22 protein-coding genes, 2 tRNA genes and 1 other RNA gene are annotated in these 25,892 nt (G+C 73.3%); 9 read left to right on the top strand and 16 right to left on the bottom strand.

The features are described from left to right. The first annotated feature begins 12 nt into the window (after window positions 1-12). The 3 genes from CP976_RS21145 to CP976_RS21155 all read left to right on the top strand — a co-directional run bounded on the left by CP976_RS21145 (window position 13) and on the right by CP976_RS21155 (window position 2,005). The gene (locus tag CP976_RS21145) at window positions 13-1,290 is read left to right on the top strand and encodes a sensor histidine kinase (protein ID WP_150481792.1); all 1,278 of its coding nucleotides are present in this window, start codon (window positions 13-15) and stop codon (window positions 1,288-1,290) included. Next, window positions 1,287-1,907: a response regulator transcription factor gene (locus CP976_RS21150; RefSeq protein ID WP_150481793.1), complete on the top strand. Its 621-nt coding sequence runs from the start codon at window positions 1,287-1,289 to the stop codon at window positions 1,905-1,907. The genes CP976_RS21145 and CP976_RS21150 overlap by 4 nt, the downstream gene beginning before the upstream one ends. A gap of 22 nt (window positions 1,908-1,929) precedes the next feature. Then, a tRNA-Gly gene (locus CP976_RS21155) sits at window positions 1,930-2,005 on the top strand. 56 nt (window positions 2,006-2,061) lie between these two features. Here the strand turns inward: CP976_RS21155 and CP976_RS21160 are convergent. From CP976_RS21160 to ffs, 6 genes are all read right to left on the bottom strand, one after another. Continuing rightward, entirely contained in the window at window positions 2,062-2,961 is a 900-nt protein-coding gene (locus CP976_RS21160; protein WP_150481794.1) for a phosphoribosylaminoimidazolesuccinocarboxamide synthase, read from the bottom strand. A gap of 69 nt (window positions 2,962-3,030) precedes the next feature. Then, window positions 3,031-4,506: a N,N-dimethylformamidase beta subunit family domain-containing protein gene (locus CP976_RS21165; RefSeq protein WP_150481795.1), complete on the bottom strand. Its 1,476-nt coding sequence runs from the start codon at window positions 4,504-4,506 to the stop codon at window positions 3,031-3,033. Window positions 4,507-4,753: 247 nt separating this feature from the next. After that, window positions 4,754-6,601 carry a M48 family metalloprotease gene (locus CP976_RS21175; protein ID WP_190146875.1) on the bottom strand — a complete coding sequence of 616 codons (1,848 nt, stop codon included), beginning with the start codon at window positions 6,599-6,601 and terminating at the stop codon, window positions 4,754-4,756. Between the two features lie 441 nt (window positions 6,602-7,042). After that, the gene (gene purD / locus CP976_RS21180; RefSeq protein WP_150481797.1) at window positions 7,043-8,293 is read right to left on the bottom strand and encodes a phosphoribosylamine--glycine ligase; all 1,251 of its coding nucleotides are present in this window, start codon (window positions 8,291-8,293) and stop codon (window positions 7,043-7,045) included. Window positions 8,294-8,446: 153 nt separating this feature from the next. Then, window positions 8,447-10,918 carry a DNA polymerase III subunit gamma and tau gene (locus CP976_RS21185; protein ID WP_150481798.1) on the bottom strand — a complete coding sequence of 824 codons (2,472 nt, stop codon included), beginning with the start codon at window positions 10,916-10,918 and terminating at the stop codon, window positions 8,447-8,449. Between the two features lie 54 nt (window positions 10,919-10,972). Further along, an RNA gene (gene ffs / locus CP976_RS21190) (signal recognition particle sRNA small type) lies at window positions 10,973-11,071 on the bottom strand. A 72-nt stretch (window positions 11,072-11,143) separates the two neighbouring features. On the opposite strand from ffs, the gene CP976_RS21195 reads away from it, so the two are divergent. Beyond that, window positions 11,144-11,231 (top strand) — tRNA-Ser (locus CP976_RS21195). A 247-nt stretch (window positions 11,232-11,478) separates the two neighbouring features. Here CP976_RS21195 and CP976_RS21200 read toward each other — a convergent pair. Next, entirely contained in the window at window positions 11,479-11,856 is a 378-nt protein-coding gene (locus CP976_RS21200) for an ArsR/SmtB family transcription factor (protein ID WP_086847476.1), read from the bottom strand. A gap of 143 nt (window positions 11,857-11,999) precedes the next feature. Between CP976_RS21200 and CP976_RS21205 the strand changes: the two genes are divergently transcribed. Both CP976_RS21205 and CP976_RS21210 read left to right on the top strand, forming a co-directional pair. Continuing rightward, on the top strand, window positions 12,000-13,379 hold the full coding sequence (locus tag CP976_RS21205; protein WP_190146874.1) for an NAD(P)-binding domain-containing protein: 1,380 nt from the start codon (window positions 12,000-12,002) through the stop codon (window positions 13,377-13,379). A gap of 28 nt (window positions 13,380-13,407) precedes the next feature. After that, window positions 13,408-13,794, top strand: a complete 387-nt coding sequence (locus CP976_RS21210; RefSeq protein ID WP_150481799.1) for an ArsI/CadI family heavy metal resistance metalloenzyme — start codon at window positions 13,408-13,410, stop codon at window positions 13,792-13,794. Window positions 13,795-13,826: 32 nt separating this feature from the next. On the opposite strand, the gene CP976_RS21215 is transcribed toward CP976_RS21210, so the two are convergent. Both CP976_RS21215 and CP976_RS21220 read right to left on the bottom strand, forming a co-directional pair. Next, window positions 13,827-14,540, bottom strand: coding sequence for a cation efflux transmembrane domain-containing protein (locus CP976_RS21215; protein ID WP_150481800.1), 714 nt, complete (start codon window positions 14,538-14,540; stop codon window positions 13,827-13,829). After that, window positions 14,540-14,875, bottom strand: coding sequence for an ArsR/SmtB family transcription factor (locus CP976_RS21220; RefSeq protein ID WP_150481801.1), 336 nt, complete (start codon window positions 14,873-14,875; stop codon window positions 14,540-14,542). Before CP976_RS21220 ends, CP976_RS21215 begins: the two co-directional genes overlap by 1 nt. Window positions 14,876-15,116: 241 nt before the next feature. Between CP976_RS21220 and CP976_RS21225 the strand changes: the two genes are divergently transcribed. Together CP976_RS21225 and CP976_RS21230 are read left to right on the top strand one after the other, a co-directional pair. Then, window positions 15,117-15,902, top strand: a complete 786-nt coding sequence (locus CP976_RS21225; protein WP_150481802.1) for a ribonuclease H family protein — start codon at window positions 15,117-15,119, stop codon at window positions 15,900-15,902. 11 nt (window positions 15,903-15,913) lie between these two features. Continuing rightward, the gene (locus CP976_RS21230; protein ID WP_150481803.1) at window positions 15,914-16,105 is read left to right on the top strand and encodes a hypothetical protein; all 192 of its coding nucleotides are present in this window, start codon (window positions 15,914-15,916) and stop codon (window positions 16,103-16,105) included. Here the strand turns inward: CP976_RS21230 and CP976_RS21235 are convergent. The 3 genes from CP976_RS21235 to CP976_RS21245 are packed head-to-tail and all read right to left on the bottom strand — an operon-like array spanning window position 16,089 to window position 19,584. After that, a complete protein-coding gene (locus CP976_RS21235) occupies window positions 16,089-16,607 on the bottom strand; it encodes an MSMEG_6728 family protein (RefSeq protein ID WP_150481804.1) in 519 nt (172 codons plus the stop codon). The two genes, CP976_RS21230 and CP976_RS21235, sit on opposite strands and share 17 nt — an antisense overlap. 18 nt (window positions 16,608-16,625) lie before the next feature. Further along, window positions 16,626-17,084, bottom strand: coding sequence for a DUF4383 domain-containing protein (locus CP976_RS21240; RefSeq protein ID WP_150481805.1), 459 nt, complete (start codon window positions 17,082-17,084; stop codon window positions 16,626-16,628). Window positions 17,085-17,097: 13 nt separating this feature from the next. Further along, window positions 17,098-19,584 carry a SpoIIE family protein phosphatase gene (locus CP976_RS21245; protein ID WP_150481806.1) on the bottom strand — a complete coding sequence of 829 codons (2,487 nt, stop codon included), beginning with the start codon at window positions 19,582-19,584 and terminating at the stop codon, window positions 17,098-17,100. Between the two features lie 181 nt (window positions 19,585-19,765). Here CP976_RS21245 and CP976_RS21250 point away from each other — a divergent pair, with 181 nt between their 5' ends. Further along, a complete protein-coding gene (locus CP976_RS21250) occupies window positions 19,766-20,737 on the top strand; it encodes a DUF72 domain-containing protein (RefSeq protein ID WP_150481807.1) in 972 nt (323 codons plus the stop codon). Here the strand turns inward: CP976_RS21250 and CP976_RS21255 are convergent. From CP976_RS21255 to CP976_RS21270, 4 genes are all read right to left on the bottom strand, one after another. Next, window positions 20,637-22,502: a copper resistance CopC/CopD family protein gene (locus CP976_RS21255; RefSeq protein WP_150485433.1), complete on the bottom strand. Its 1,866-nt coding sequence runs from the start codon at window positions 22,500-22,502 to the stop codon at window positions 20,637-20,639. The genes CP976_RS21250 and CP976_RS21255 overlap by 101 nt on opposite strands. Before the next feature lie 177 nt (window positions 22,503-22,679). Next, window positions 22,680-23,159 (bottom strand): cupin domain-containing protein, encoded by a 480-nt coding sequence (locus tag CP976_RS21260; protein WP_150481808.1) that lies wholly within the window; start codon window positions 23,157-23,159, stop codon window positions 22,680-22,682. Then, window positions 23,156-23,764: a GNAT family N-acetyltransferase gene (locus tag CP976_RS21265; protein ID WP_150481809.1), complete on the bottom strand. Its 609-nt coding sequence runs from the start codon at window positions 23,762-23,764 to the stop codon at window positions 23,156-23,158. The genes CP976_RS21260 and CP976_RS21265 overlap by 4 nt, the downstream gene beginning before the upstream one ends. Then, the gene (locus CP976_RS21270; protein ID WP_150481810.1) at window positions 23,757-25,859 is read right to left on the bottom strand and encodes a penicillin acylase family protein; all 2,103 of its coding nucleotides are present in this window, start codon (window positions 25,857-25,859) and stop codon (window positions 23,757-23,759) included. Before CP976_RS21270 ends, CP976_RS21265 begins: the two co-directional genes overlap by 8 nt. Window positions 25,860-25,892: the final 33 nt, after the last annotated feature.

Raw genomic sequence — 25,892 nt, forward strand, 5'->3', positions numbered from 1 at the left:
AGTGACGGGCTGATGCGCGGGCCGGGCAGGTGGTGGCGGCGGCAGAGCAAGCCGGAGAAGGTCGAGACGTACACCCGGTGGTCGTTCCACTCCTTCGCGGTGGTCGAGTTCGTCACGATCGGGATCATGGCTGTCCCGGTGGGGGTGTGGCCCGGGGCCGTGCTGCTGCTGACGGTGGCTGTGCACGTCGGGGTCTGCTTCGTCACCGTGTCGCGGGCACTGGACTGGACGCGCGGCAGGCGGCCCCAGCCCGTCCGGCTGTTGTGGACGCTGGCCGCCGTCACCTCCGCGGTCGGCCTCTCCGCGATGGGCATCGCGGACGGCGGACCGGACCGCGAGAGCGTGGACGCCGCTGCGGGCGGGACGTTCGGGGCCGTCATCGTCATCGGGACCGGCATCATCGCGCTCGGCGTACGCGGGCGGCGGCGCGTGTTCGCGATCCCCGCAGCCTTCGCCGCGGGCTCTTTCGTCGTGGCGTTCACTCGGGGTGCCCCGGTGGGCGAATCGCTCTTCGCGTCGACGATGGTGCTGTTCGGCGGCGGGATCCTCGCCTTCACGGCCGTCGTCTCGGTGTGGCTGCTCAACATCGTCTACGAACTCGACGAGGCCCGCGAGACCCGGGCCCGGCTCGCCGTCGCCGAGGAGCGGCTGAGGTTCGGGCGGGACCTGCACGACGTCATGGGGCGGAACCTCGCCGTCATCGCGCTCAAGAGCGAACTGGCCGTGCAGCTCGCCCAGCGGGACCGGCCGGAAGCCGTGGCGCAGATGGTCGAGGTGCAGCGGCTCGCGCAGGAGTCGCAGCGGGAGGTCCGCGAGGTCGTCCGGGGCTACCGGGAGGCCGACCTCGCCTCGGAACTCGCCGGTGCGCAGGGCGTGCTGACCGCGGCCGGTATCGACTGCACGGTGGGCGGGGCGACGGCGGCGGGGCTGCCGGTCGCGGTGCAGTCCGCCCTGGGGTGGGTGGTCCGGGAGGCCGCGACGAACGTCCTGCGGCACGGGGACGCACGGCGGTGTGCGGTGAGGCTGCGGATGTCTGAGGGGCGCGTGGTGTTGTCCGTGGAGAACGACGGGGTCACCGAGGCCGGGGGCGGGCCCTCCGGCTCGTCCGGCTCGTCCGGCTCCGGGATCGCCGGGCTGCGGGAGCGGCTGGCGGAGATCGACGGGACCCTGGAGGCCGGACCCGCGGGCAAGGGGCTCTTCCGGCTGACGGCGGAGATTCCGCTGCCGTCGGTGCCCGCCCGTTCCGAGTCCGTCGCCGTTGTGCGAACCGTGAGTGAGGTCACGCCATGACGGCCGCCGAGCCCGTGCGGCTGCTGCTCGCCGATGACGAGCACCTGATCCGGGGGGCGCTCGCCGCGCTGCTGTCGCTGGAGGAAGACCTCATGGTCGTCGCCGAGGCGGCCACCGGGCCGGAGGCGCTGGCGATGGCCCGGGCCCACAAGCCCGACGTCGCCGTACTGGATCTCGAGATGCCCGGCGCCGACGGTGTGAAGGTCGCCACATCCCTGCGCACCGAACTGCCCGGCTGCAAGGTGCTCATCGTCACCAGCCACGGGCGGCCCGGGCATCTCAAACGGGCGCTGGAGGCCGGGGTGCGGGGGTTCGTGCCGAAGACCGTGAGTGCGCAGCGGCTCGCGGAGCTCATCCGCACCGTGCACGCCGGGAACCGGTATGTCGACCCGGAGTTGGCCGCCGACGCGATCGCCGCCGGGGACTCGCCGCTGACCGCCCGGGAGGCCGAGGTGCTGGAACTCGCCGCCGACGGTGCGCCCGTGGCGGAGATCGCCGAGCGGGCCGCGCTGTCGCAGGGGACCGTCCGGAACTACCTGTCGTCGGCCGTGTCGAAGCTCGGGGCGGAGAACCGGCATGCCGCGGTGCGGCTCGCGCGGGAGCGAGGTTGGGTATAGTGGTTCTCGCGCCACGGCGCATGCGAACGTAGCTCAGTTGGTAGAGCGCAACCTTGCCAAGGTTGAGGTCGCGAGTTCGAACCTCGTCGTTCGCTCCAGCGAGAAGCCCCCCGGTTCCGGCCGGGGGGCTTCTCTGTGTCCTAGGTCCGGCGTCCTACGACCAGCTCGTGCCGGTCAGGCGCTCGTACGCCTCCACGTATTTGGCGCGAGTGGCCTCGACGACCTCCTGCGGCAGCGCGGGCGGCGGCTGCTCGCTCTTGCGGTCCCAGCCGGACTCCGCCGAGGTCAGCCAGTCGCGGACGTACTGCTTGTCGTACGACGGCTGCGCGCGGCCCGGCTGCCACTGGTCGGCCGGCCAGAAGCGGGAGGAGTCCGCGGTGAGGACCTCGTCCGCGAGGACCAGGGAGTCGCCGTCGAAGCCGAACTCGAACTTCGTGTCCGCGAGGATGATGCCCCGGTCGCGGGCGATGTCCCGGCCGCGGGAGTAGACGGCGAGGGTCGCCTGGCGCAGCCGGGCGGCGGTGTCGGCGCCGACCTGGCGGGCGACCTCCTCGTAGGAGACGTTCTCGTCGTGCTCGCCGACGGCGGCCTTGGTGGCCGGGGTGAAGATCGGGGCGGGGAGTTCGCTGCCGTCGACCAGGCCCTCCGGGAGGGCGAGGCCGCAGACCGTGCGGGACTCGTTGTACTCGACCAGGCCCGAGCCGGTCAGGTAGCCGCGGGCCACGCACTCCACGGGCACCATCTGGAGCGACTTGCAGACGAGCGTGCGCCCCGCCCAGTCGGCGGGGGCGCCCGCGGGCAGGTCCGTGCTCAGGACGTGATTGGGGACCAGGTCCGCCAGCTGGTCGAACCACCACAGGGAGAGCTGCGTGAGGACCCGGCCCTTGTCGGGGATCTCGGTCGGCAGCACCCAGTCGAAGGCGGAGATGCGGTCGCTGGCGACCATCACGAGGTCGCCCGCCTCGTTCTGGTACAGCTCGCGCACCTTTCCGGTGTGCAGGTGCACCAGGCCCGGAACCTGGATCGGCTCGGGCTTCTCTACGAATCCGGACACGGTTCCTCCCCGTGGTTCTGTCCAATGGGGTTGATTCTCCCGTATGCGGGGCTGATCCCGGACAGTGGGTCAGTCGCGTTTGCAGATGCGGTCCAGGAGGTTTGCGGTCGCCCGCTGGATGCGGGCGTCGACGTGGCCGGGCCGGTCCAGGGCCGGGGTCCAGGCGAACGTTCCGGATGCGAAGACCCAGGCGCCGGAGGGGGCGCGGTACAGCGACGTCTCCTGGTGGCGCGACGCGCCCTCCTTGTCGGTGTACGGCGAGTGGGCGAGCAGCACCCGCTCCTCGTGCTCGGGCAGCGGGGTGCGCGGGTAGTAGCGGTCCGCCTCGCCCACCACCAGGCCCTCGATCTCGTCCCCCTCGTGCGCCCCGGTCGCCTCCCACAGCCAGTGGCCGGCGTTGCGCACGATCAGCGGATGCGGCTCGGGGACGGGCCCGGCGTACTGGATGCCGATGAGCTGCTGCTCCGCCCGGTCGATCTCCCGCCACAGCACCGGCTTGCCCGGACCCCTGCGCTTGCGGCAGGTCAGCAGGCGGTCGGGGACGCCGGACGGGGAGGGGCCCAGTTCCACCTGCCAGTACATGGAATTCGCGGAGAGGAAGACGAGCGAGGTGCCGGCGTCGCGGGCGAGTTCCACGGCACCGCGCATCGGGGCCGACCAGTACTCGTCGTGGCCCGGGAAGACCAGGCCGCGGTAGCGGGCGGGGTCGACGCGGCCCGCGTGCAGGTCACCGGCGGTGGCGTAGGCGACGTCGTAACCGTAGCGCTCGGCCCAGCGGATGAAGTCGTAGGCGTGGCCGATGTGCATGGGGAGGCCGGCGCCCGCGTACGGGCGGTCGAAGGAGACCGTGGTGGCCGCGTCGGCCTCGCCCAGTAAGCGGCCCTTCTCGTCCCAGGCGTGGTAGAGGCTGGCACCGGTACGGCCGTCCTCCGGGTAGAGGTTGTACGCCTGCCAGGTGATGTCGGGCAGGACGAGGAGCAGGTCGGCGGGCTGGTCGTGGCGGACCGTGAAGGGGACGTGCGAGCGGTAGCCGCCGGCGGTGGTGAGGACGGCGACGTACGCCCCGATGTTCCAGTACGACGGGACCTGGAGCCGCCAGGACAGCCACCAGTGGTGGCAGGAGACCGTACGGTCCGCCGTGAGCGGCGGGGGCTGCACGATGCCGGACAGGCGCGGGCTCGTGGTGATCTTCGCGGCGCCGTCACCGCCGTAGTGGCCGATGCGGTAGATGTCGACGCCGAACTCCTGCGGCGGGTCGACGGTGATGTGGAAGTCGATGGCCTCGCCAGGCGCGACCGCGCCGGTGGAGGTGAAGCCCTTGATCTGGCGGTGGACGTCGTCGGCCGCGCGGGGGCCGCCGGAGCGGCTGCCCTTCTTCGGGGCGTGGGCCGGGTCCGGGTCCACGTACCAGGGGACGACCTGGCCGGTGTCGTCGAAGTACGTCACGTTTCCGCGCAGCCACGGAACGGGGCCCAGCCCGAAGGGATCCGTCACGGCGTGCGCCAGCGCTCCCGACTCCCAGCGGCGGATCTGCTCCGAACCCATGGTCGCTTCCCCTCCCCTTCGCCCCCGTGGTGGTGCGTGCTGTGGTGTGTGCGGTGTCTGCGCCTGTGCGGTCTTCTGCGGCCTGTGCCGTGCTCCGGGGGCTGTGCGGTTGCGTCACGCTTATGTGTTTGTCGTATGTCGCAAGCCCTTGCCATGCGCGCGAACGGTCCAAGCACATCACATAATGCGCGCACTTCGTTACTGTTCGTTTCGAATTGGCCAGAAGCGGAAGTGGGTGCTCCGGCGGTCAGACGAGCCGGACCGGCTTCTCGGGGCGTATCCCCAGCTCGGCCAGCCAGGACCGCAGGGGCGTGGAGTCGCCGTCCTCGATCAGGGTGAGGATCTTGGGTGCGAGGTCGGCGGTGCGTTCGCCGTTGTGGAGGAGGGTCGGGCCGTCCAGCCAGTCCAGGCCCGGTGTCGCACCCGCGGTGTCCATCGCGGCGCAGCAGATCATCGCCGTGAGGTGATCGGCGAGCAGTTCACGGGCGGTCCGCGGGGGCTGGAGGGGGAAGAGGGGGAGGGTCCGGTCGTCCCAGAGGGCGGCGGGGTCCGGGGTGGCCGGCGAGCCGGTGGCCGAGGAGGCCGGGGTGAAGGGGGCGGTGGCCGACGGGCTCGGCGTCGCGGTGGCCTCCTCGCGGGACAGTTCGGCGCTGAGCCGGGCGGCGAGGGTGGCGCTGCGGGGGGTGGTGCCGGAGAGGTCTTCTTCGTCGTCAGGGGGTGGTTCGGGGCTTCGAGCGGTGAAGGGGGTTTCTCCGGCTCTGTCCGTCAGGTGGTCCGCTCTGTCCGTCAGACGGTCCGCCCGGCCCGTCAGGTCATCCGCTTCGCCCGTCAGGTGGTCGAGGACGCGGGACAGGGTCGGGCCACCGGTGTTCGGGGCCGCACTCCCCGGGGCCGGGCGGACACCCATGGCGTCCAGGACGCGGTGGAGACGGGCCGCGTCTATGCGCCACTTGCGGTCCACGACCTCGTCCGGATACTCGCTCCAGCCCACCGGCGACCAGTCGGGCCCGGCCCCCGCGGGGCCGCCGTGGAAGAGGCGGGCGGCGAGGAGGGAGGCGGCCTCGTCGACCGCGCCCGGCTCCTCCAGCAGATCGCAGGCGGGCCGCTCGCCGAGACGGGACGCGAAGCCCTCGGCCAGGCGGTCGCGCCGGGACAGCTCCGTGAGCGCCGCCACCACACCGGCGTCCAGCCGGGACGGCCAGCGGCCCATCCGCCAGGCGGGCAGCGCGACCCGGGTCAGCAGCCGGTCCCAGCCGGCGTACGCCAGGCCCACCTGCTCCTGGGCGACGATCCGCAGTCCGTAATCCACAGCCTGTGCACGCTCCGCGGCCGCGGCCGCCACGCCCCGCTCCATCTCGGCGGCGTGCACTCGGCAACTGCGCAGCAGAAGCCGGGCGACCCAGCCGACACCGGCCAGCACGGCTCGTGCCACCGGCCCGCGGTGCGGCGAGGAGGCCACGGCCACCGCGGCGTCCAGACCCCGGACGAAGCGCCGGGCGGCGGCTATGTCCGGGTGCGCCGAGGGGCCCGTACCGGCGACGACCGGGGCGAGGACCGCGCGCAGCTCGCCGACCCGCATCCACCACAGGAAGGGCGAGCCGATGACGAGGACCGGCGCGACCGCGTCACGGCGGTGCGTATGTCTCCCGCCGCCCGCTATGTCGTCGTGTTCCTCGGCGGGGGGTGGGCCGTGGGCGCGGTGCGTGCGGTCCTCCAGCCAGCTGTCGCAGTCCGGCGTGAGCGCTATCGCGGAGGGCGCGGGGACGTCGAGCCGGTCGGCGAGATCGCGCATCAACCGGTACAGGTCGGGGGCCGCCTCCTCCGTGACCGGGATGGTCGGGCTCATGGCCGGGCGGGCCCGGGCGACGACCAGGGCGATACCCGCGGCGGCGAGCAGCACGACAACCGCGACCGGCGTCAGGATCCAGCGGGCGGCGTCCCAGCCGGGGCCGACGAGGCGGCCGGTGGCGGCGCCCGCGAGCAGGATCACGGCGACGGCGGCGGGCAGCAGAGCGACGGCCAGCGCGCGGCTGCGCATGCGCAGCACGACGAGCGCCCGTGACCGCGCGGCCTGCGCTCCTGCCTCCACACCCATTCCGGTCACGACCGACCTCACCCCCTCCCCGTTGACCTGACGCTGTCCTTGCTCACTCCCCCACTGTGGCACCCGCCACCGACATCGCAATGCCGGTGAGCCAAGTGCCGGAAAGCTTGCGCCGCACCCTAGTTGGGGCTCCGCCCCCCGTCAGCCGGATAGGCCATCGGTCACTCGATGGAATGGCTTTGGGGAGAGGTGGATGACGGACAGCGAGGATCGGGCCCGGCATACCGAAAACTTCAAGCCCCGGATCCTGAGACGGATCCGGGGCCTGTGAGGTTCACCGAGCGGGTCGGTTTCCCGCGTTGGTGTGATGCCGGGTGGCGGGGTTGACGAGTGGTGGTGACGCCGGGTGGCGGTGACGCCGGGATCCGGGGTTACCGGGTGGCGGCGGGGTGCCGGGTGGCGGCAGGTCGCCGGGGGCGGCAGGGCTGCCGGTTACGCCCCTGCCGCCTTCGCGGCGATGTCCGTGCGGTGCTGGGAACCGTCGAGGCGGATGCGGCCGACGGCCGTGTAGGCGCGGTCGCGGGCCTCGGTGAGGTCCTTGCCGGTGGCCGTGACGGACAGGACGCGGCCGCCCGCGCTGACGATCGCGTCACCGTCGCGCTTGGTGCCGGCGTGCAGCACGTACGCGTGCGGGGCGTCCTGCGCGGCGACCTCGTCGAGACCGGTGATCGGGTCGCCGGTGCGCGGGGTGCCGGGGTAGTTGTGCGAGGCGATGACCACGGTGACGGCCGCGTCGTCGCTCCAGCGCAGCGGCTCCAGGTGGGCGAGGTTGCCCGTGGCCGCGGCCATGAGGAGACCGGCCAGCGGGGTCTTCAGCCGGGCCAGGACGACCTGGGTCTCGGGGTCGCCGAAGCGTGCGTTGAACTCGATCACGCGTACGCCGCGGGAGGTGATCGCGAGTCCGGCGTAGAGCAGCCCGGAGAACGGCGTGCCGCGGCGCTTCATCTCGTCCACGGTCGGCTGGAGGACGGTCTGCATCACCTCGTCGACCAGCTTCGGGTCGGCCCACGGCAGCGGGGAGTACGCCCCCATGCCGCCGGTGTTGGGGCCCTCGTCGCCGTCCAGCGCGCGCTTGAAGTCCTGGGCGGGCTGGAGCGGCACGACCGTCTCACCGTCGGTGACGGCGAACAGGGAGACCTCGGGGCCGTCGAGGTACTCCTCGATGACCACGCGCTCGCAGGCGGCGGCGTGGGCCTTGGCCGCCTCCAGGTCGTCGGTGACGACGACGCCCTTGCCGGCGGCGAGCCCGTCGTCCTTGACGACGTACGGGGCTCCGAAGGCGTCGAGGGCCGTGTCGACCTCCTCGGGGGTCGTGCAGACGTACGACCGCGCCGTGGGCACCTCGGCCGTCGCCATGACGTCCTTCGCGAAGGCCTTCGAGCCCTCGAGCCGGGCGGCCTGCCCGGACGGGCCGAAGACCGGGATGCCGGCCTCGCGGACGGCGTCGGCGACACCGGCGACCAGCGGCGCCTCCGGGCCGACGACCACCAGGTCCGCGCCGAGCCGCGTGGCCAGCGCGGTGACGGCAGCGCCGTCCAGGGCGTCGACCTGGTGCAGCTCGGCGACCTCGGCGATGCCGGCGTTGCCGGGGGCGCAGTGCAGCGCGGTGACGTCGGGGTCGTGGGACAGGGAGTGGCACAGGGCGTGTTCGCGGGCGCCGCTGCCGATGACGAGGACCTTCACGGGGGTCAGCCTAACGGGAAGCGGCGGCTTCCCTTTGTGCGGGCTGCCGAAGGAGGCGGGGATCTTGGACTGGAGGTTCCTCTGAATGAGGTTGTGGCGACCCGCCCGGCCAGGGCTTGCGGGGCCGGCACCGGCCTCCTGGGGCCAAGCCGCTCAGGGCTCGTTCGAGAACTCCTCCACCACCGTCGCCCCCAGCTCCCGGACGATCAGCTCCTGGCCGGACAGGGCCGACTCGTCGAGGTCGGGGTCGTCGTCCTCGGGGATGTCGTCCTCGACGGAGACGGACCGGGGCGGCGGGGCGGAGGGCTGGGGTACGGGGGCGGTGGGCGCGGGGGCCGGGGTCGAGCTGCGGTCGGGCGCGCTCGACTGCTGGGGCGGGGCGGACGAGGCCGTCGCCTGGGATGCGGCGGGGCGCTGGGCGGTCGCCGTACCGCCGCCGGTGCCGGTGTTGTAACCGCCGCCTCCACCGCCGGCGTTGTAGCCGCCACCGCCGCCGTAGCCACCGGTGCCGCCGCCGTGACCGCCCTGGCCGCCTCCGAATCCGGAAGGGCCGCCCGGGGCCTGCGGCGCGGAGCCGCCGGAGGGGTCGACGATCGCCTCGATCTTCCACTGGACGTTGAACTGCTCACCCAGCGCCTGCCGCAGTACGTCCTCACTGCCGCTGCTCAGGAAGTTGTCGCGCGCGCCGGCGTTGACGAAGCCGAGCTGGAGGGTGGTGCCGTCGAAGCCGGTCACCTGGGCGTTCTGGCTGAGCAGGATCCAGGTGAAGCGACGGCGGTTCTTGACGGCTTCCAGGATGTTCGGCCAGAGCATGCGGGGGTCGAGACCCCCGGGGGCGGGGGCGGCCGGTGTCGGGCCCGAGGGCGGCGCCGGTGGGGTGCTGGGTGCCGGGGAGCTCGGAGCGGGCGTGCTCGCTGCCGGGGGGGTCGACGCGGGTGCGGGTGCGCCCGAGGCGGCCGTGGGCCAGCCGCCGGGGCGACGGCCGCTGCCTGCGGAGGCCGCGGTGGGCCAGGCGCCGGGGGCCGGGGCGGAGGCGGCTGCGGGGGTGTCGGAGGGAGCGGGAGCCTGAGCGGGTGGTGTCTGGGGCGGCTGGGCGGGCTGGGCCTGGGCGGGCTGGGCGTGCCCGCCGTCGGCGGGGGCGGAGGTGGGTGCGGGCTCGGCGGGAGCGGGCGTACCCGCCGCCGACGGCTCCTGCGCCCCCTGGCCCGCAGCAGCGGGGGCATGCGCATGCCCGCCCGAGGCCGCCGCATGACCTCCACTGCCACCGCCGGGGCTCGCGGGGCCGGGGCTCCCGGAGCCCGCGCCACCCGGCGCTCCGGAGGCACGGACCGCCGCCCGGGCCGCGGCAGGGCCGCCACCGGGCGAGACGGGAGCGGCCACCGGACCGGCCGCCGCTGCCCCATGTCCCTCGGGCCCCGGCACGTATCCCATGGCAGGCATGCCGGCGGGGCCCTGGGAGGAGAAGTTCACGCCGCGCTCGATCCGGTCCAGGCGGGCCATGACGGACCGCTCGTCGCCGTAGGCGGCGGGGAGCAGGACGCGGGCGCAGATCAGCTCGAGCTGGAGGCGGGGCGAGTTGGCGCCGCGCATCTCGGTCAAGCCCTCGTTGACGAGGTCGGCGGCCCGGCTCAGCTCGGCGGCGCCGAAGGTGCCCGCCTGGGCCTGCATCCGCTCGATGACGTCGGCGGGGGCGTCGATGAGCCCCTTCTCCGCCGCGTCCGGGACGGCGGCGAGGATCACCAGGTCGCGCAGCCGCTCCAGCAGGTCGGTGACGAAGCGGCGGGGATCGTTCCCGCCCTCGATCACACGGTCGACGACCTCGAAGGCCGCGGCCCCGTCACCGGTGGCGAAGGCCTCGACGACCGAGTCGAGGAGGGAGCCGTCGGTGTACCCGAGCAGGGCGGTCGCCATGGCATACGTCACACCGTCCTCGGCGGCACCGGCCAGCAGCTGGTCCATGACGGACATGGAGTCACGCACGGATCCGCCACCGGCCCGCACGACGAGCGGGAGGACACCGTCCTCGACCGGGATGGCCTCCTTCTGGCACACCTCGGCGAGGTACTCCCGCAGGGTCCCGGGCGGGACGAGCCGGAACGGATAGTGGTGGGTCCGCGACCGGATGGTCCCGATGACCTTCTCGGGCTCGGTGGTCGCGAAGATGAACTTGAGATGCTCCGGCGGCTCCTCGACGACCTTCAGCAGCGCGTTGAAGCCGGCCGACGTGACCATGTGGGCCTCGTCGATGATGTAGATCTTGTACCGGCTGCGCGCGGGCCCGAAGAAGGCCTTTTCGCGCAGGTCACGGGCGTCGTCCACGCCACCGTGGGAAGCTGCGTCGATCTCGATGACGTCGATGGAACCGGGTCCGTTGCGCGCGAGGTCCTGACACGACTGGCACTCGCCGCACGGCGTGGGCGTAGGGCCCTGCTCGCAGTTCAGACACCGCGCCAGGATCCGCGCGCTGGTCGTCTTGCCACAGCCGCGCGGCCCGCTGAACAGGTACGCGTGGTTGACCCGGTTGTTCCGCAGCGCCTGCTGCAACGGGTCGGTGACATGCTGCTGCCCGATGACCTCGGCGAAGGTCTCCGGACGATAGCGGCGGTACAGAGCGAGAGACGACACGCATACGAGGTTATAGGCGCCCACTGACAACGGACCCCGCCACAAGAAGCCCGGAACGCAAACGCCCCCCACGCACCCGCCAGAGCCAACCTACCCTTGCTGCCTTCCGGCCCTGGGGGAGTTCAGTCAGATAGCGCCGCGTGAGGGGCTGCGCCAAGGTTACCTGATGTCGGGGGCAGGGAACGAGTTCGCGAGCACTCCCCTCGGTCATGTAATGTTCCTGGCGGAGGATTCGCCTAGAGGCCTAGGGCGCACGCTTGGAAAGCGTGTTGGGGGCAACCCCTCACGAGTTCGAATCTCGTATCCTCCGCCAGTGCCTCACCGGGCACGATGTCGAAGGGCCCCACCGCTTGCGGTGGGGCCCTTCGGCGTTGTCGTCTCGGTTTCCGTCTCTGAGGAGGACGGCGTCCGCCGGCGTGGTCTCAGTCGCCGCGCCGGCGCCGGCGCTCGCTGTCGATCTCGGCGATCAAGGCCTCGATGCGGGTCTTGATCGGCGGCTTGCGGCGGTACCGCAGGAGAGCTGACGTACCGGCTGGAGCGCGCGCTCGCGCAGGGCGCGGTCAGCTCGCGGCCGACGTGCTGGTCAGCAGCTTGCCCATCGCGGCCAGCACGGACGGCTCGACGCGGTAGTAGACCCAGGTGCCGCGCCGCTCGGAGGTCAGCAGCCCGGCCTCCTTCAGCTTCTTCAGGTGGTGGGAGACGGTCGGCTGCGAGACGCCGACGTCGGAGATGTCGCACACGCACGCCTCGCCGCCCTCGTGCGAGGCCACCGCCGAGAACAGCCGCAGCCGCACGGGGTCCCCCAGGGCCTTGAACATCCGCGCGGCCGTTTCGGCCTCATCCGCGGTGAACGGACGCTCGGTGAGGGGCGGGCAGCACGGCGCCACGGCCTCGGGGACATCGGCTTCCAGCAGCGGCAGCGCCTGGGTGTTCGACATGCATCTATGTTGACATGCGTCGAACCAACCGGACCAGGTCCCCCTAATTCGATAGACGTCTATGTTGACGGCCATCGAAGCAAGTGCCATGCTGGCCGTACAAGCCATCGACAGATGTCGAATCAAAGGGGAATCTCGTGGCCGTGCCGATCAGCAGCGTGTCCACTACCGACCAGTTGCCCGTCGTGGTCATCGGGGCAGGCCCCGTGGGCCTGGCCGCCGCGGCCCGTCTCGTCGAGCGCGGCCTTGAACCGCTGGTCCTGGAATCCGGGCCGTCGGCCGGCACGGCCGTACGCGGCTGGGCGCACGTGCGGCTGTTCTCGACCTGGTCGGAGGTCACCGACCCGGCCGCGGAGAAGCTCCTGGCGCCGACCGGCTGGACCCGCCCGGACGGCTCCGCGTACCCCACCGGCGGTGACTGGGCCGAGGACTACCTCCAGCCTCTCGCCGACGTCCTCGGCGACAACGTCCGCTACGGCGCCACCGTGACCGGCGTCGCCCGCGCCGGACGCGACCGCATCGTGGACGCCGGACGCGCCGAGCAGCCCTTCGCCGTGCACGTCCTGTCGGCGGACGGCCGCGAGGAGCGGATCAGCGCCCGCGCGGTCATCGACGCCTCGGGCACGTGGTCCGCCCCCGGTCCGCTGGGTGCCGACGGTCTGCCCGCCCTCGGCGAGAAGGCCGCCGCCGGACACCTCTCCTACCGCGTCCCCGACCTGGGCGACCCGGCCGTACGCGCCCGGTACGCGGGCAGGCGCACCGCCGTGGTCGGTTCCGGCGCCTCCGCCTTCACCGCCCTCGCCGCCCTCGCCGACCTGGCGGCGGAGGAGCCGGGCACGCACGCGGTGTGGATCCTGCGCCGCGGCATCACCGGTTCGACGTACGGCGGCGGCGAGGCCGACCAGCTGCCCGCTCGCGGCGCCCTCGGCCTGCGCGTCAAGGCCGCGGTGGAGGCAGGCCACGCCGACGCGGTCACCGGGTTCCGTACGCAGGCCGTCGAGCGGGACGGTGACCGGCTGGTCCTGGCCGCCGAGGACGGGCGCCGCCTCGACCCGGTCGACGAGGTCATCGTCCTGACCGGTCTCCGCCCGGACCTGTCCTTCCTCTCCGAGCTCCGCCTGGGCCTGGACGACCGCCTCCAGGCGCCCACCGCCCTGGCCCCGCTCATCGACCCCAACGTCCACTCCTGCGGCACCGTCTATCCGCACGGCGTGAACGAGCTCTCCCACCCGGAGCAGGACGTCTACCTGGTCGGCATGAAGTCCTACGGCCGCGCGCCGACGTTCCTCGCGATGACCGGCTACGAGCAGGTCCGCTCGGTCACCGCCGCGATCGCCGGAGACCGTGAGGCCGCCGAGCGCGTGGAGCTGACCCTGCCGGAGACGGGTGTGTGCGGCGGGGCCGGTCTGTTCGACGAGCCCGACTCCGTCCAGGACAGCGAGGGCGGCGGCTGCTGCGGCGCCCCGGCCACCACCTTGCAGATCGGCACCGGCGCCCCGACCACCGCCTCCGGCGGCTGCTGAACTCCCCGTCCACTCCAGGAGGTTCGCCATGACGTCCCGTGTACAGCTCGCCCTCCGCGTCCCCGACCTCGCCGAGTCCGTGGCCTTCTACACGAAGCTCTTCGGCACCGGGCCCGCCAAACTCCGCGGCGGCTACGCCAACTTCGCCATCGCCGAGCCTCCGCTGAAGCTCGTTCTCATCGAAGGCGCGGGCGAGACGACCCGCATGGACCACCTCGGCGTCGAGGTCGATACGACCGAGGCCGTGCACGCCGCCACCGCCCGCCTGGGCGAGGCGGGCCTGTCCACCGACGTGGAGGACGACACCACCTGTTGCTACGCCCTCCAGGACAAGGTCTGGGTCCACGGCCCCGGCCGGGAACGCTGGGAGGTGTACGTCGTCAAGGCCGACGCCGATTCCCTGGCCAAGCAGTAGGGCAAACACGGGCGAGACGCTTCCGCCGAGGGTCAGTCACAGCAGTCGCAACCCGGGCGGCAGCCGCACGCCCCGTCCGTCCCGGCGCCGATGACCGGGGCCGCGGCGGCCGGTGGCGCGCAGCAGCCCTTGCCCTGCCAGGCGTCCCGGCCTTCCTTGACGGCGATGGCCGCGATGACGAGGGCGGCGATGGGGTCGGCCCACGACCAGCCCAGGGTGGCGTTGAGGACCAGGCCGACCAGGAGCACCGCCGAGAGGTAGGTGCACAGCAGGGTCTGCTTGGAGTCGGCGACCGCGCTGGCGGAGCCCAGTTCACGGCCCGCGCGGCGTTGGGCTGCCGACAGGAACGGCATGACCGCGAGGGAGAGGGCGGCGAGCACGATGCCGGGGACGGAGCGTTCCGCCTCCCCCGTGCCGGTCAGCGCGCGGACGGCGTCGACAGCGACGTAGGCGGCGAGCGCGAAGAACGACAGCGCGATGATCCGCAGGGTCGTCCTCTCCCGCGCCTCGCGCACGGCGTGCTCACGGGCGGAGAACTGCCAGGCCACCGCGGCGGCGGAGGAGACCTCGACGACCGAGTCCAGGCCGAAGCCGATCAGGGCGGTCGAGGAGGCGAGCGTGCCGGCGGTGATGGCGGCGATCGCCTCGACGACGTTGTAGGTGATCGTGGCCGCGACCAGCAGGCGTATCCGGCGGGCGAGTACGTCTCGGCGGGCCGGGGAGGGTCCCAGGGATATCGCCGTCATCAGCAGCAGCCCTTGTCGCCGGCCTCGGCACAGGTGCGGTCGGTCTCGACAGCCACCACGGCCGCACGCAGGTCGTCCAGCGCGTGGCCGAGGCGCTCGTCGGCCAGTTCGTAGCGGGTGCGGCGGCCGTCGGGCACGGTGACGACCAGTCCGCAGTCGCGCAGGCACGCGAGGTGGTTGGACAGCCGGGTGCGCGAGATGCCGAGGGTGTCGGCGAGATCGGCGGGGTAGGCCGGGGCCTCGCGCAGCGCGAGCAGGATGCGGCAGCGGATGGGGTCGGCGAGCGCGCGGCCGAAGCGGGCCAGCACTTCGATGTCGGGGGCAACAGTCAGCACGGCACGAGAGTACATTCAATCCTGAATTCAGGAAAGCGTGGATTATGAGCGCGGTGGCCGAGCCTTCCGCGTGCGCTTCCCCCCGGTGCGCCGCGGTGAGATCATCGCGTCGTCTCGGCGCGCTTCGGGAGGGCGGATGGGTCTTGCCTCGGGGGAAGTCGTGTTGCACGCGGCCGGGAGGTGTGAGGACGGGTACGGCGGGTGGGCCGCGGTCCTGACCTACGGTTCGCACCATCGCGAGATGAGCGGCAGCGGCAACGGCGTGACGACCCACCAGATGGCGTTGACGGCCGTCGTGGAAGGGCTCTCGGCGCTGACCCGGCCGTCGCGCGTGCGGATCTGCGTGGCCGACGAGACCCTGCGCGAGAGGCGTGCCCAGCGCCGCCCGCCCGACGAGCCCGACCTGTGGGAGAGGCTGCGTCCCCTGCTCGCCCTGCACCACGTCGAATGGGACGAGCCCGACGAATGGGTGGATGAGTACGGCGCGGACGACGAGCGGGCGGACGGGGTGCCGTGCGACCTGGCCGCCGAACTGGCCTACCACCAGCACCGTGGGGAGGAGGTCAGGGCGCAGGCGCAGGGCGAGGAGGCCACGCTGGCTGTCGCGGTGTCGCGGTTCCTGGCCGAGCGGTGGGACGACATGCACGCGTTCGAGGCCGCCGACGAGGTCATCTCGACGCTGCACTTCAGTATCGGCTGGTACGACGACACGTCGTTCGCCGAGATGACACCCGCCGGGATCGTCGACGAACTGGGCGCCTTCTTCAGCAGCACCCTCCCCCACAAGGAGCACGCCTCGGCCGACGAACTCCGGGTGGCCGAGCGTGTGGTGACCGACCTGCTGAACTGGCTGGCCGCGCACGGTACATCGACGCCGACGCGGCCCGGGACCACCTGGCGGACATCGCCGTCACCATGGACGAGCGGGCCGCCCTCAAGGAGTTCGTCGACGCGTTCGGCGACGACGACCTGGTGCGCCGGCCCGACCGGTCCCGGATCGAGGGCGAAGTCGGCAGCCAGTACCTGACGATCGGGGAAGTGACCGCCGGGTCCCTCACGTTCAGGGACGACGACATGGGGTCCGGCGAGGGCGACTGCCCGGTGGTGGGCCCGGTCCCCGTACGCCCCGAGATCGCCGCCCAGGCCCGGGCCGGCTGGCGGATCCTGCTGTCCGCGGTGAAGGTGGGCGGGCAGTGGGGACTCGTCGAGGTGGTCAGCGGGGATCCGTGACGTCCGGGGTGGGCGCTGCTCCTTCCACCAGTGCCCGTGCGGGCCGGTCCGACGCCGGCCACACGTACGGCAGGTCGTCCGGGACGTCCGGGAAGCGGTCCGCGTAGGTGGCGGGGTCCTTGCGGACGAGGGCCGAGCGGTGGCTGTGGTGGAAGGGGGTGTCGCCCAGCCAGGGGGGCAGTTCGCCCTCGGCCGCCAGGACGTGCTGGTCGCGGACCGGGGCGTGCGGGCGGGTCGCCGCGAGGTCGGCGACCAGGGTGGCCGCGCAGCTGTCCTGGTGGCCCTGTTCGCGCCAGACGCGGCAGATCTCCAGGCCGTAGCGGACGAGTGCCTCCTCGTAGCCGGCCCACATCCGGACCGCCGGGTGGTGGCGCCAGCCGTACCCGGGTACGACCAGGCCGCGCAGCACCTGCAACGCCTCGACCCGCTGTTTGCCGAGCCGGCGGCGGTCCAGGACGAGGGCCGACTCCCGGAAGCCGGGGTAGGGGAGAAAGGTCTGCACGCCGTCCCGTCCGGGTGCCTAACGCTCAGCGCCGGTGCGGGTCGGACGGCGGCGGCCGAGGGCCAGAGCCAGGCCGATCATCGCGATGCCCAGCGCGAAGTGGAGCCAGTCGTCGGCCGTGTTGAGGGGGACGAAGTTGGCGTCGCTGTCGTGGCCGACGGACAGGCCGTAGACCCACAGCACCAGGTAGACGGCGCCGCCGACCAGCAGGTACGAGTACGCTCCGCCGGCCGTGCGGGCGAGGGCCAGGCCGGCGAGACCGTAGGCCAGGTGCACGAGGTTGTGCAGGATCGAGACCTGGAACAGGCCCAGCAGCTCGGCGCCCGACTCGTGGGAGGCGAACTCCATCGAGCCGTAGTCGGTGGTGATGCCGGGGATGAAGCCCAGCACGCCGACCAGGAGGAAGACGACGCCCATGAGCTGGGCGGCCCGCTGCACGGGTGCCGCGGCGGCCCGGTGGGAAGTGTGTGTGGTCATGGCCGGTGGGTCCTCACTGGAGAGAGATGGTCTGTTCCGCCCAGATGGTCTTGCCCCAGGCGCCCTGGCGCGTGCCCCAGCGCCCGGTCAGCTGGGCCACGAGGAGCAGGCCGCGCCCGCCCTCGTCGTAGGTGCGGGCGCGCCGCAGGTGGGGAGCGGTGTTGCCGCCGTCGGAGACCTCGCAGATCAGGGTGTTGTCGTGGATCAGGCGGAGCTGGATCGGCGGCTGGGCGTGCCGGATGGCGTTGGTGACGAGTTCGCTGACGACCAGCTCGGTGACGAAGACCGCGTCGGACAGCCCCCACCTCTCCAGCTGCGCCACCACGTCCTTGCGGGTCTGGGCGACCGCGGACGGGTCGTCCGGCACGGCCCAGGTGGCGACCTGGCTCGCGTCGAGCGCGCGGGTGCGGGCGACGAGCAGGGCCACGTCGTCGGCCGGGCGCTGCGGCAGCAGGTCGGCGAGCACGGTGTCGCACAGGGCGTCCAGCGAGGGCGCCGGGCGGGCGAGGGACTCCCGCAGCCGGTGGACGCCGGCGTCGAGGTCCCGGTCCCTGTCCCGGTCCTCGATCAGGCCGTTGGTGTAGAGGACGAGCAGGCTGCCCTCGGGCAGGACGACCTCGGTGGCCTCGTAGGGGAGGCTGCCCACGCCGAGCGGGGGCGCGGCCGGGATTTCTGTCAGCTCGACGCTTCCGTCGGGGCTCACGACGGCCGGCGCCGGATGCCCGGCCCTGGCGAAGCAGCAGTGCCGCGACACGGGGTCGTACACGGCGTACAGGCAGGTCGCGCCCACGTCCCCGAAGGGTTCGACGCCCTCCTCGCCCTCCTCCTCCACGCTCAGCCGGGCGACCAGGTCGTCCAGGTGCGTGAGGAGCTCGTCGCACGGCAGGTCGATGTCCGCGAGGGTGCGGACGGCCGTGCGCAGTCGGCCCATGGTCGCGGAGGCGTGCAGGCCGTGGCCGACGACGTCGCCGACGACCAAGGCCACCCGCGCCCCGGAGAGGGGGATGACGTCGAACCAGTCGCCGCCGACGCCGGCGTGCCCGCCCGCCGGCAGATAACGCGACGCGACCTCGACCGCCGCCTGCCGGGGCAGCCGCTGCGGCAGCAGGCTGCGCTGGAGCGTGACGGCCGTGGCGCGCTCCCGGGTGTAGCGGCGGGCGTTGTCGATGCTGACCGCGGCCCTGGCCGCCAGTTCCCCGGCCAGGACCAGATCGTCGTGCCGGAAGGTGTCGGGGTTGCGGTGCCGGACGAAGAACACGACTCCCAGCGTGGTGCCGCGGGCGACGAGCGGCACGGTCATCACCGAGTGGATGCCGAACGCCCGGATCCTCTCGGCACGGACGGGGTCGTGTGCGAGCCACGCCGTGAGCGCCGTGTCGGTCACCTCGTGCAGGGTGGCCCGTCCCGCGCGCAGGCTCTCGTAGGGCGCCGAACCCTCCGGGTACGAGTCCACCTCGCCGGGCGCCACGACGGCCTCCGGAGCCCCCGGGGTCACGGACCGCAGCGCCACCCGCCGCAGCAGCACCGGCCCGTCCGCCGGGAGGGCCTGGGCGCGCGGTTCGGGTGTGTCGTCCAGCGCGGCGAGCAGATCGACGCTGACGAAGTCGGCCAGGTCCGGGACGGTCACGTCCGTCAGTTCCTGGGCCGTGCGCGTCACGTCGAGCGTGCTGCCGATGCGCCGGCCGGCCTCGGCGATGAGCTGGAGCCGCTTGCGGGCCCAGGACTGCTCCGTCATGTCGTGCGCGGCAAGGCAGACGCCCCGGATCGTGTCCTCGGCGTCCCGCAGCGCGGACTCGAAGACCGACCAGGCGTGCTCACGGGTCTCGCCCGGGGCGCGCAGATAGTTCTCCTCGTACTGCGGCTCGCCGGTCCGCAGCACCCGGGCCATGCTCCGCTCCGCCCGCTCACCCGCCTCGTTGTCGACGATCTCGGACGCGCGCAGGCCCAGCATCTCCTCCTCGGTGAGCGCCATGGCCCGCTCCATGCCCTCGTTGGCCCGCCTGAGCCGGAGCCGGGTGTCGTAGATCGCCAGGGCGCAGCACGGGGACTGGGCGAAGCTCCAGCTCACGAGGGATTCGTCGAGGGCGGGCCGGGGCTGCCCGCGGGTCAGGGCGGAGAGGAGGAGCCAGGCGGGGGCGCCGGTTCCGGGCGCCCTGTGGTGGGCGAGGACCCTGACGGTCAGCTTCCGGCCGTCGTGGTGTCTGAGCGCGACGTCGCCGTTCCACCGGGGCAGTCCGGCGAGCGCGGGCGGGCCGCCCCGCACCGGAATCGGCTCGGCCAGCAGATCCGCGGCGCGGCGGCCGGTCATCTGCCGTGCCGCGTATCCGAGGAGCCGCTCGGCGCCCGTGTTCCAGCCGGTCACCCTGCCCTGCTCGTCGAGGGTGACGCGGGCGGTGAGGGACTCACCGACGAGGTCCCCGAGGTCCATGAGGGCTTCGGGGGCCTCCGATTCCGCTCCGGGCGACCGGGTGGCCCGGCCGACGGTGACGGGCTGTTCCATGATCGGTCATCTCGCTCTCGCGGGGGAATCCCGGGAAATGGCAGCGAAATCGCGGGGGAATCAGCCGTAATTCCACATATGTGCACTACCCCCTGATTACCCCGATTGTGACGGGTCTTACCGTTCCGTCTCCGGCGCGGTGACAAGCCTGCCGCCGCCCGGCCCGGGTAACCGGTCCCCCATGGGCGAGATCCTGGTGGGCACGTGTTCCTGGACCGACCGGGCCCTGGTCGGCAGCGGCTGGTACCCGGTGGGGCGGCGGGACGCCGAGGGGCGGTTACGGCACTACGCCGAGCGGTTCCCGGTCGTCGAGGTCGACGCCTCGTACTACGCGCTGCCGAGCGAGCGGAACAGCCTGTTGTGGGCCGAGCGGACACCGGACGGGTTCGTGTTCGACGTGAAGGCGTTCTCGCTGCTGACGGGGCATCCCACCCGGGAGGCGGTGATGCCGGACGGGCTGCCGGCCGAGCACCGGGACCCGGCGGTGCTCGACGAGGTGTGGGCCCGCTTCGCGGCCGGGATCGAGCCGCTGCGGGAGGCCGGGCGGCTCGGGAGCGTGCTGTTCCAGTTCCCGCCGTGGTTCCGGCCGGGGGAACGGGCGGAGGCGTTCCTCCGGGAGTGCGCCGAACGGACCCGCGGGTGGCCCGTCGCCGTGGAGTTCCGGCATCCCTCGTGGTGGGAGCCGGGCCGGGAGGAGGCGACGGGCGCGCTGCTCGCCCGGCACGGCATGGCCGCGGTCGCCGTCGACATGACGCAGGCCCTGCCCTCCTCCGTCCCGCCGGTCACTCCCGTCACCTCGCCCCGGCTGTCCGTCGTACGGTTCCACGGACGCAGCACCGCCTGGGGGACCGGCAGCAAGGAGGACCGGTTCCGGTACGGGTACGGCGAGGAGGAACTCGCCGAGTGGCTGCCCCGCGTGCGCCGGCTGGCCGAGCGGACCGAACAGGTCCACGTCCTGTTCAACAACTGCTGCGGGGACGCCGCCGTCCGTGCCGCCGAGTGCATGACGCGCCTCCTCGACGGCGACCTGCCGGCTGCGGCACCGAGGGTGCCTAGGGCACGATCCGCACCTGCTTCGACACCGTCACCTGGTCCACGTCCGACACCCGCACGGTCGTCTTCATCGTCCAGGTCCCGGCGAGGGGCAGGTTGACGGAGTTGGTGCTCCAGTAGCCGCCGACGTCGGTGACCCCGGCGTCGATCGGGCCGACCTTCCGGGAGGGCAGGGTGAACGTGATGCGGACCTCGGGGACGACGACCAGACCCTTGTCGGCGCCGTAGACCACGGCCTGGACGCCGTTCTCGCCGACCCGGGCCGGGTCCAGGGTGACCTGCACCGTGCCGCGGCCGGACAGGGTGCCGCTGCTTCCGCCCGTGTCGAAGGGCACCGTGACGAGGGTCGTGGGCGGCAGCGCACCGGCCGGGGGCCGCTGCGCGGCCTCGGCCTGCGCGCGGCCCGGCAGCGTGGTGGTGAGCAGTGTCGTGATCAGCAACACCACGGCGGCGACGGCGACTTCGACGAGGACGGAGCGACGCAGGCCGCGCCGCCGGGTGTCCTCATCGCCGAGTCCGGGAGCCGGCTCCGGCGCTCCCGACGGCTTGTGCGGTTCCCGGGGCTCCCCGCCATCACCTGTCGCGCCGGACGCCCCGGACCCCCCGGACTCCCCGGGCTCCCCCGGCTCTTCCGCCTGTGCCGACGCCCCCACGCCGACCGGCTGCGCGACCCGTTCCGGTACGGCCGTCCGGGCGGCGGCCGCCGGGGCCGCGAGGCGGGCCGTCCACCGGCGCGAGTACCCCGCCGCCAGCAACAGCGCGGTCACCGCGACCAGTTTGGCCAGCAGCAGCCGGCCGTACGGCGTGCCGGTCAGCGCGGCGAGGGAGCCGAGGCCGCGCCAGGACTGGTAGAAGCCGGTGACGACCAGGACGATCACCGAGGCGAAGGCGATACGGGAGAAGCGGGGCACGACCTCCGTCAGGGCGTCGACGGAGGCCCGGCGCAGGGTCAGGAGCAGCGCCACGAGGCCGCCGAGCCAGACCCCCGTCGCCACCAGGTGCAGCACGGACGACGTCATCGCCACCGGCACCTGGATCCCGGCGGAGGCGTGCTCGGCCGCCGCCCAGGTCAGGGCCAGGGCGACGGCCAGGGTCGCGCCCGCCGCCCGCATCACGGGCTGGTGGTGGTCGCGGCGCCCGGACAGCCGCAGCAGGAAGGCGGCGGTCAGCAGCAGGACGGCCAGCCTGGCGAGCAGGGCCAGGCCAGGGCGGCTGGTCAGGGTGCGTTCGAGGGCGGAGAGGTCGAAGGCCGCGGCGGGGCCCGCGCCCGCCTCGTACGGGGCGCGCAGGAGCAGCAGGACGGCCGTCGAGCCGAGCAGTGTCCACCAGGCCGCCACCAGCGGTCTGCGCAGCGGGGACGTGTCCGCGGGCCGGCACAGCAGCGCGAACGCCACCGTGCCGACGAGCAGCGCGGCGGCGAGGTAGGCGAGATAGCGGGCGGCGTCGTGGAGGCCGCCGGTCAGCGGGTCCTCGTCCGGGCCGGTGTCGACCTGCGCGGTCGTCGCGGACCGCTTGCCCACGGAGAAGGTGAAGGCGCCGGAGACCGGGTGGCTGTCGGCGGACACCACCCGCCAGGCCACCGTGTAGGTGCCCTGGGCGAGTTTCCCGGACAGTGCGACCCGGGCCGTGTCGGAGCGGCCGTCCGCGTGCTGCGCCTCGCCGGTGGGCACGCGGCGCTGGTCCGGGCCGAAGACCCGGAAGGAGTCGTCGAGCAGGCCGACGGACTCCGTGAAGGTCAGGGTGAGGTGGCGGGGGGCACGCTGGACGACGGATCCGTCGTCGGGGTCGGTGCCGCGGAGGGCGGCGTGGGCCGAGGCGGGGACTGCTCCTGCGAGGAGCAGTACCAGCACGGTGCCGAGCAGCACCAGGGCTTGGAATCGCCGGGGGTGTCCGACATTGCGCTCCACGTGGGTCTCCGGGGTCGGGCTGTACGGCTCCCGGTTATGTACGGATGGGAAATGTGTAGCGCTCAGCCGGGGGTGGGTGTGTGTGGTTCGGCGGGTGCGGGTGCGTGGGGGCTGGTCGCGCAGTTCCCCGCGCCCCTAAGGACGGATCAGTTCTGCAATCTTGTCAGCCGCTGCCGGATAGCTCGCCGTCAGCTCCGCCGCGTCCCCGTGCTCATAGCCCTCGAACGTGAAGCCGGGGGCCATCGTGCAGCCGAACAGGGTCCACCGACCGCCCTCGTGCACCCTGCCGCCCATCCACGTGCCTGCCGGGATCGTGTACTGGACGTGCTGGCCACCGAGGACGTCCGGTCCGAGGACCACCGTCCGCGTGCTGCCGTCCTGGGCGAGCAGGAGGAGCTCCAGGGGATCGCCGAGGTAGAAGTGCCAGATCTCGTCGGTCGGCAGGCGGTGGAGGGCGGAGTAGTCGTCGGGGCCCGCTGTCAGGAGGGCGACGATCGCCGTGCCCTCGGGTCTGCCGTCCGGGCGCTCGGGGCCGGCCCAGGTCTGGCGGAACAGGCCGCCTTCGCGGGGGATCGGCTCGAGGCCGTAGTGGGCGATGAGGTCGTCGGGCGTCACGCGGGGAAGAGTATCTCCCGGTCGAGGAAGGCGAGCTGGGCCTTCTTCTCGGGCAGGTACACGTCCGGGAGGTCGATCTCCGGCAGGACCACCACCGGCCCCGGGGTGAAGCCCATGGTGAGGAAACGGGCGATCGCCTTCTCGTTGCGGACGTCCGGGTCGACCACGATCCGCCGGCGGTCCAGGCCGAGCAGAACGTACCGGGCGACGGCGGTCACCAGCCGTGCGGTCCAGCCGGAGCGCGCGCCGCCCGGGCCGGCGGGGGCGACCAGCAGGTGGACGCCGATGTCGCCGGGGCGGACGTCGTAGCACTCGCTGACGCGGTCCGCCTCGGGCTCGTAGGTCTGGAGGAGCGCGACCGGCTCACCGTCGCGGACGACGAGGTAGGCGTGGTGGGTGGTGAGGGTGTCCATGTGGGCGTAGATCTCGGCGACCTGTCGCTCTGTCAGGCCGGTCATGCCCCAGAAGGCGGCCCGGTCCTCGCTCACCCAGCGGTGGACCGTCCCGGCGTCGGTCTCCGGGTCCAGGGGCAGGACGCGGACGGTGCCGAAGCCGTCGGTCACCTGCTCGTGGGCGGCCGTGCGGGAGGCGTACGGGTCAGACATCGGTCTCCTTCTTCAGCAGGGTCCAGTCGGTGACGACCGGGACGAGGTCACCGGCGAGCCACAGGGGGAGCTGGTCGCGGTGGTGGGGCGAGCCGGGGACGCCCGAGGCGCCGAACGGGACGACCCAGCGGCTGTCCTCGCGCCGGGCCAGGTCCCAGACGTACCGGGCCGCCGGGCCGCGCGCGGCACGGTCGGTGAGGCCCGGCACGCCCGAGGTGCACAGCACGCAGTCGTGGTCGCCGGACAGCCCCGGTTCGTCGTACGGCGTCTCCGGCTCCAAGGCCCGCCAGGGGGCGAGCCGGTGGGTGTCGCCCCAGACACCGGCGGGCGGCCGGGCGGCCACCTCCTCGACCGCCGCCCGGACGGCCGACGGGCGGTCGATTCCGTACAGTTCCTCGGCCCGCAGCAGGTGTTCGAGGGCGAAGCCCACGCGCGGGAGGAGGGCGAGCCAGGGCCGGAACACCTCCGGATACGCCGGCGGTGCGGTGAGTGCGGCGAAGGCCGGGTGGGCCGCCAGTTGCCGTACGACCGCGCCGCGCACGGCCGAGTAGAGGGCCGCGTCGGCGCTGTCGGCGTCCATGCGGCGGTTCCAGGCGAGGAGGCGGTCCCGGAGGGCGGAGGCCTCGGGGGTGAGGGCGTCGAGGTTCCGGACGTGGTCCAGGAGGGCGGCCGCGGAGGCGAGGTGGGTGTCCGTGTGGAGAGCGGGCATGTCGGCGGCGGACCAGCGCTCCCTGCCGGCGAGCAGCTCGGCGATGCGGTCGTGGCGGTGGGACGGGGCGAACTCGACACCGAGGGGTTCGGCCGGACCGCGCTGGTTGGCCATGACGGCGACGCCGTCGGTGAGCCCGGCGCGGGGGGTCTCGTGCCAGCCCTGCCACTCGTGCCCGGGCTCCCAGGCGGGCACCAGGCGCAGGCGGTTGGCCTCGGCGCGCCGCGGCACCCGCCCGGCGACGCGGTGCAGCACACCGCCCTCGGTGTCGGCCGCCTGGACGACGTTGACCGGCTCGGCCCACCGGTCGAACGCCCGGTCCACGTCGGCGACCCGGCGGGCCCGCAGCAACGGCAGCAGGGCGCCGAAGCCGAGATCTCCGGTGACGCCGGGCGGGTGGCGCAGACTGATCGCCACGGGCGCGTCGGACGGATCTGCCGGGTCGAACGGGTCGCCGTCGAGCCCCTCGGGGCCGCCGATGACCACCGGGCCCCGGTCGGTCTCGATCACCTCGACCTCGACCGGCTCCTCGCCCGCCACCTCGACGACCTCCGTGTGCCGGGCCGCCCGGCGCCAGACCCCGTCCGGGCCGAGGGCCTCCACCCCGGCGCCGGTGCGCCGCAGCCGCTCCCGGTACAGGTCCTGGTAGTCGGCCATGGCGTTGGTGATGGCCCAGGCGACCGTGCCGGTGTGCCCGAAGTGGGCGATGCCGGGGACACCGGGGACGGCCAGGCCGACGACGTCGAACTCCGGGCAGGACAGGTGGACCTGCTGGTAGACGCCCGGGTCCTCGATCCAGCGGTGGGGGTCGCCGGCGATGACCGCCTGCCCGGTGACAGTCCGTTCGCCGCTCACCAGCCAACCGTTGCTGCCGGAGGTGCCGGGGCCGTCGGTGGCGAACAGGCCGATGGCGTCCGTGCCCAGGTGGGCCGCGACCTGCTCACGCCAGAGCTTGGCCGGGAACCCGGCGAAGAGGATGTGGGTGGCGAGCCAGACGCCGAGCGGGGTCCAGGGGTGCCAGGTGCCGGGGCTGAGGTGGGCGCGGGCGAACTCGGGGGCCGCGTCGGCGCCCGCCGCCAGCCCGCCGTTGACCCCGTCGACGTACGCCCGCAGCCAGTCCGCCGTCTCGGGGTCCCGTCTCTCCAGCTCCGCGAAGCAGCGTCTGGCGGTGTCGTCGAGTCTGGCGCGTCTGGCGAACCGGTCCCAGGGCAGGGCGCTCTCGCCGAGGAAGGACGCCGAGGTGCCCTGGGCCCGGTGCCGCTCGATCTCCAGTTGCCAGGCCCGGTCGCGGGCGGTGACGAGGCCCTGGGCGTGGGCGAGTTCGGCCGCGCTGCCCGCGCGCAGATGCGGAATGCCCCAGGCGTCGCGGTAGATCTCGGTGGCCACGCTGTGCCTCTACTTTCCTTTAGGTTAGCCTTG

Source organism: Streptomyces coeruleorubidus (assembly GCF_008705135.1).
Classification (GTDB): domain Bacteria; phylum Actinomycetota; class Actinomycetes; order Streptomycetales; family Streptomycetaceae; genus Streptomyces; species Streptomyces coeruleofuscus.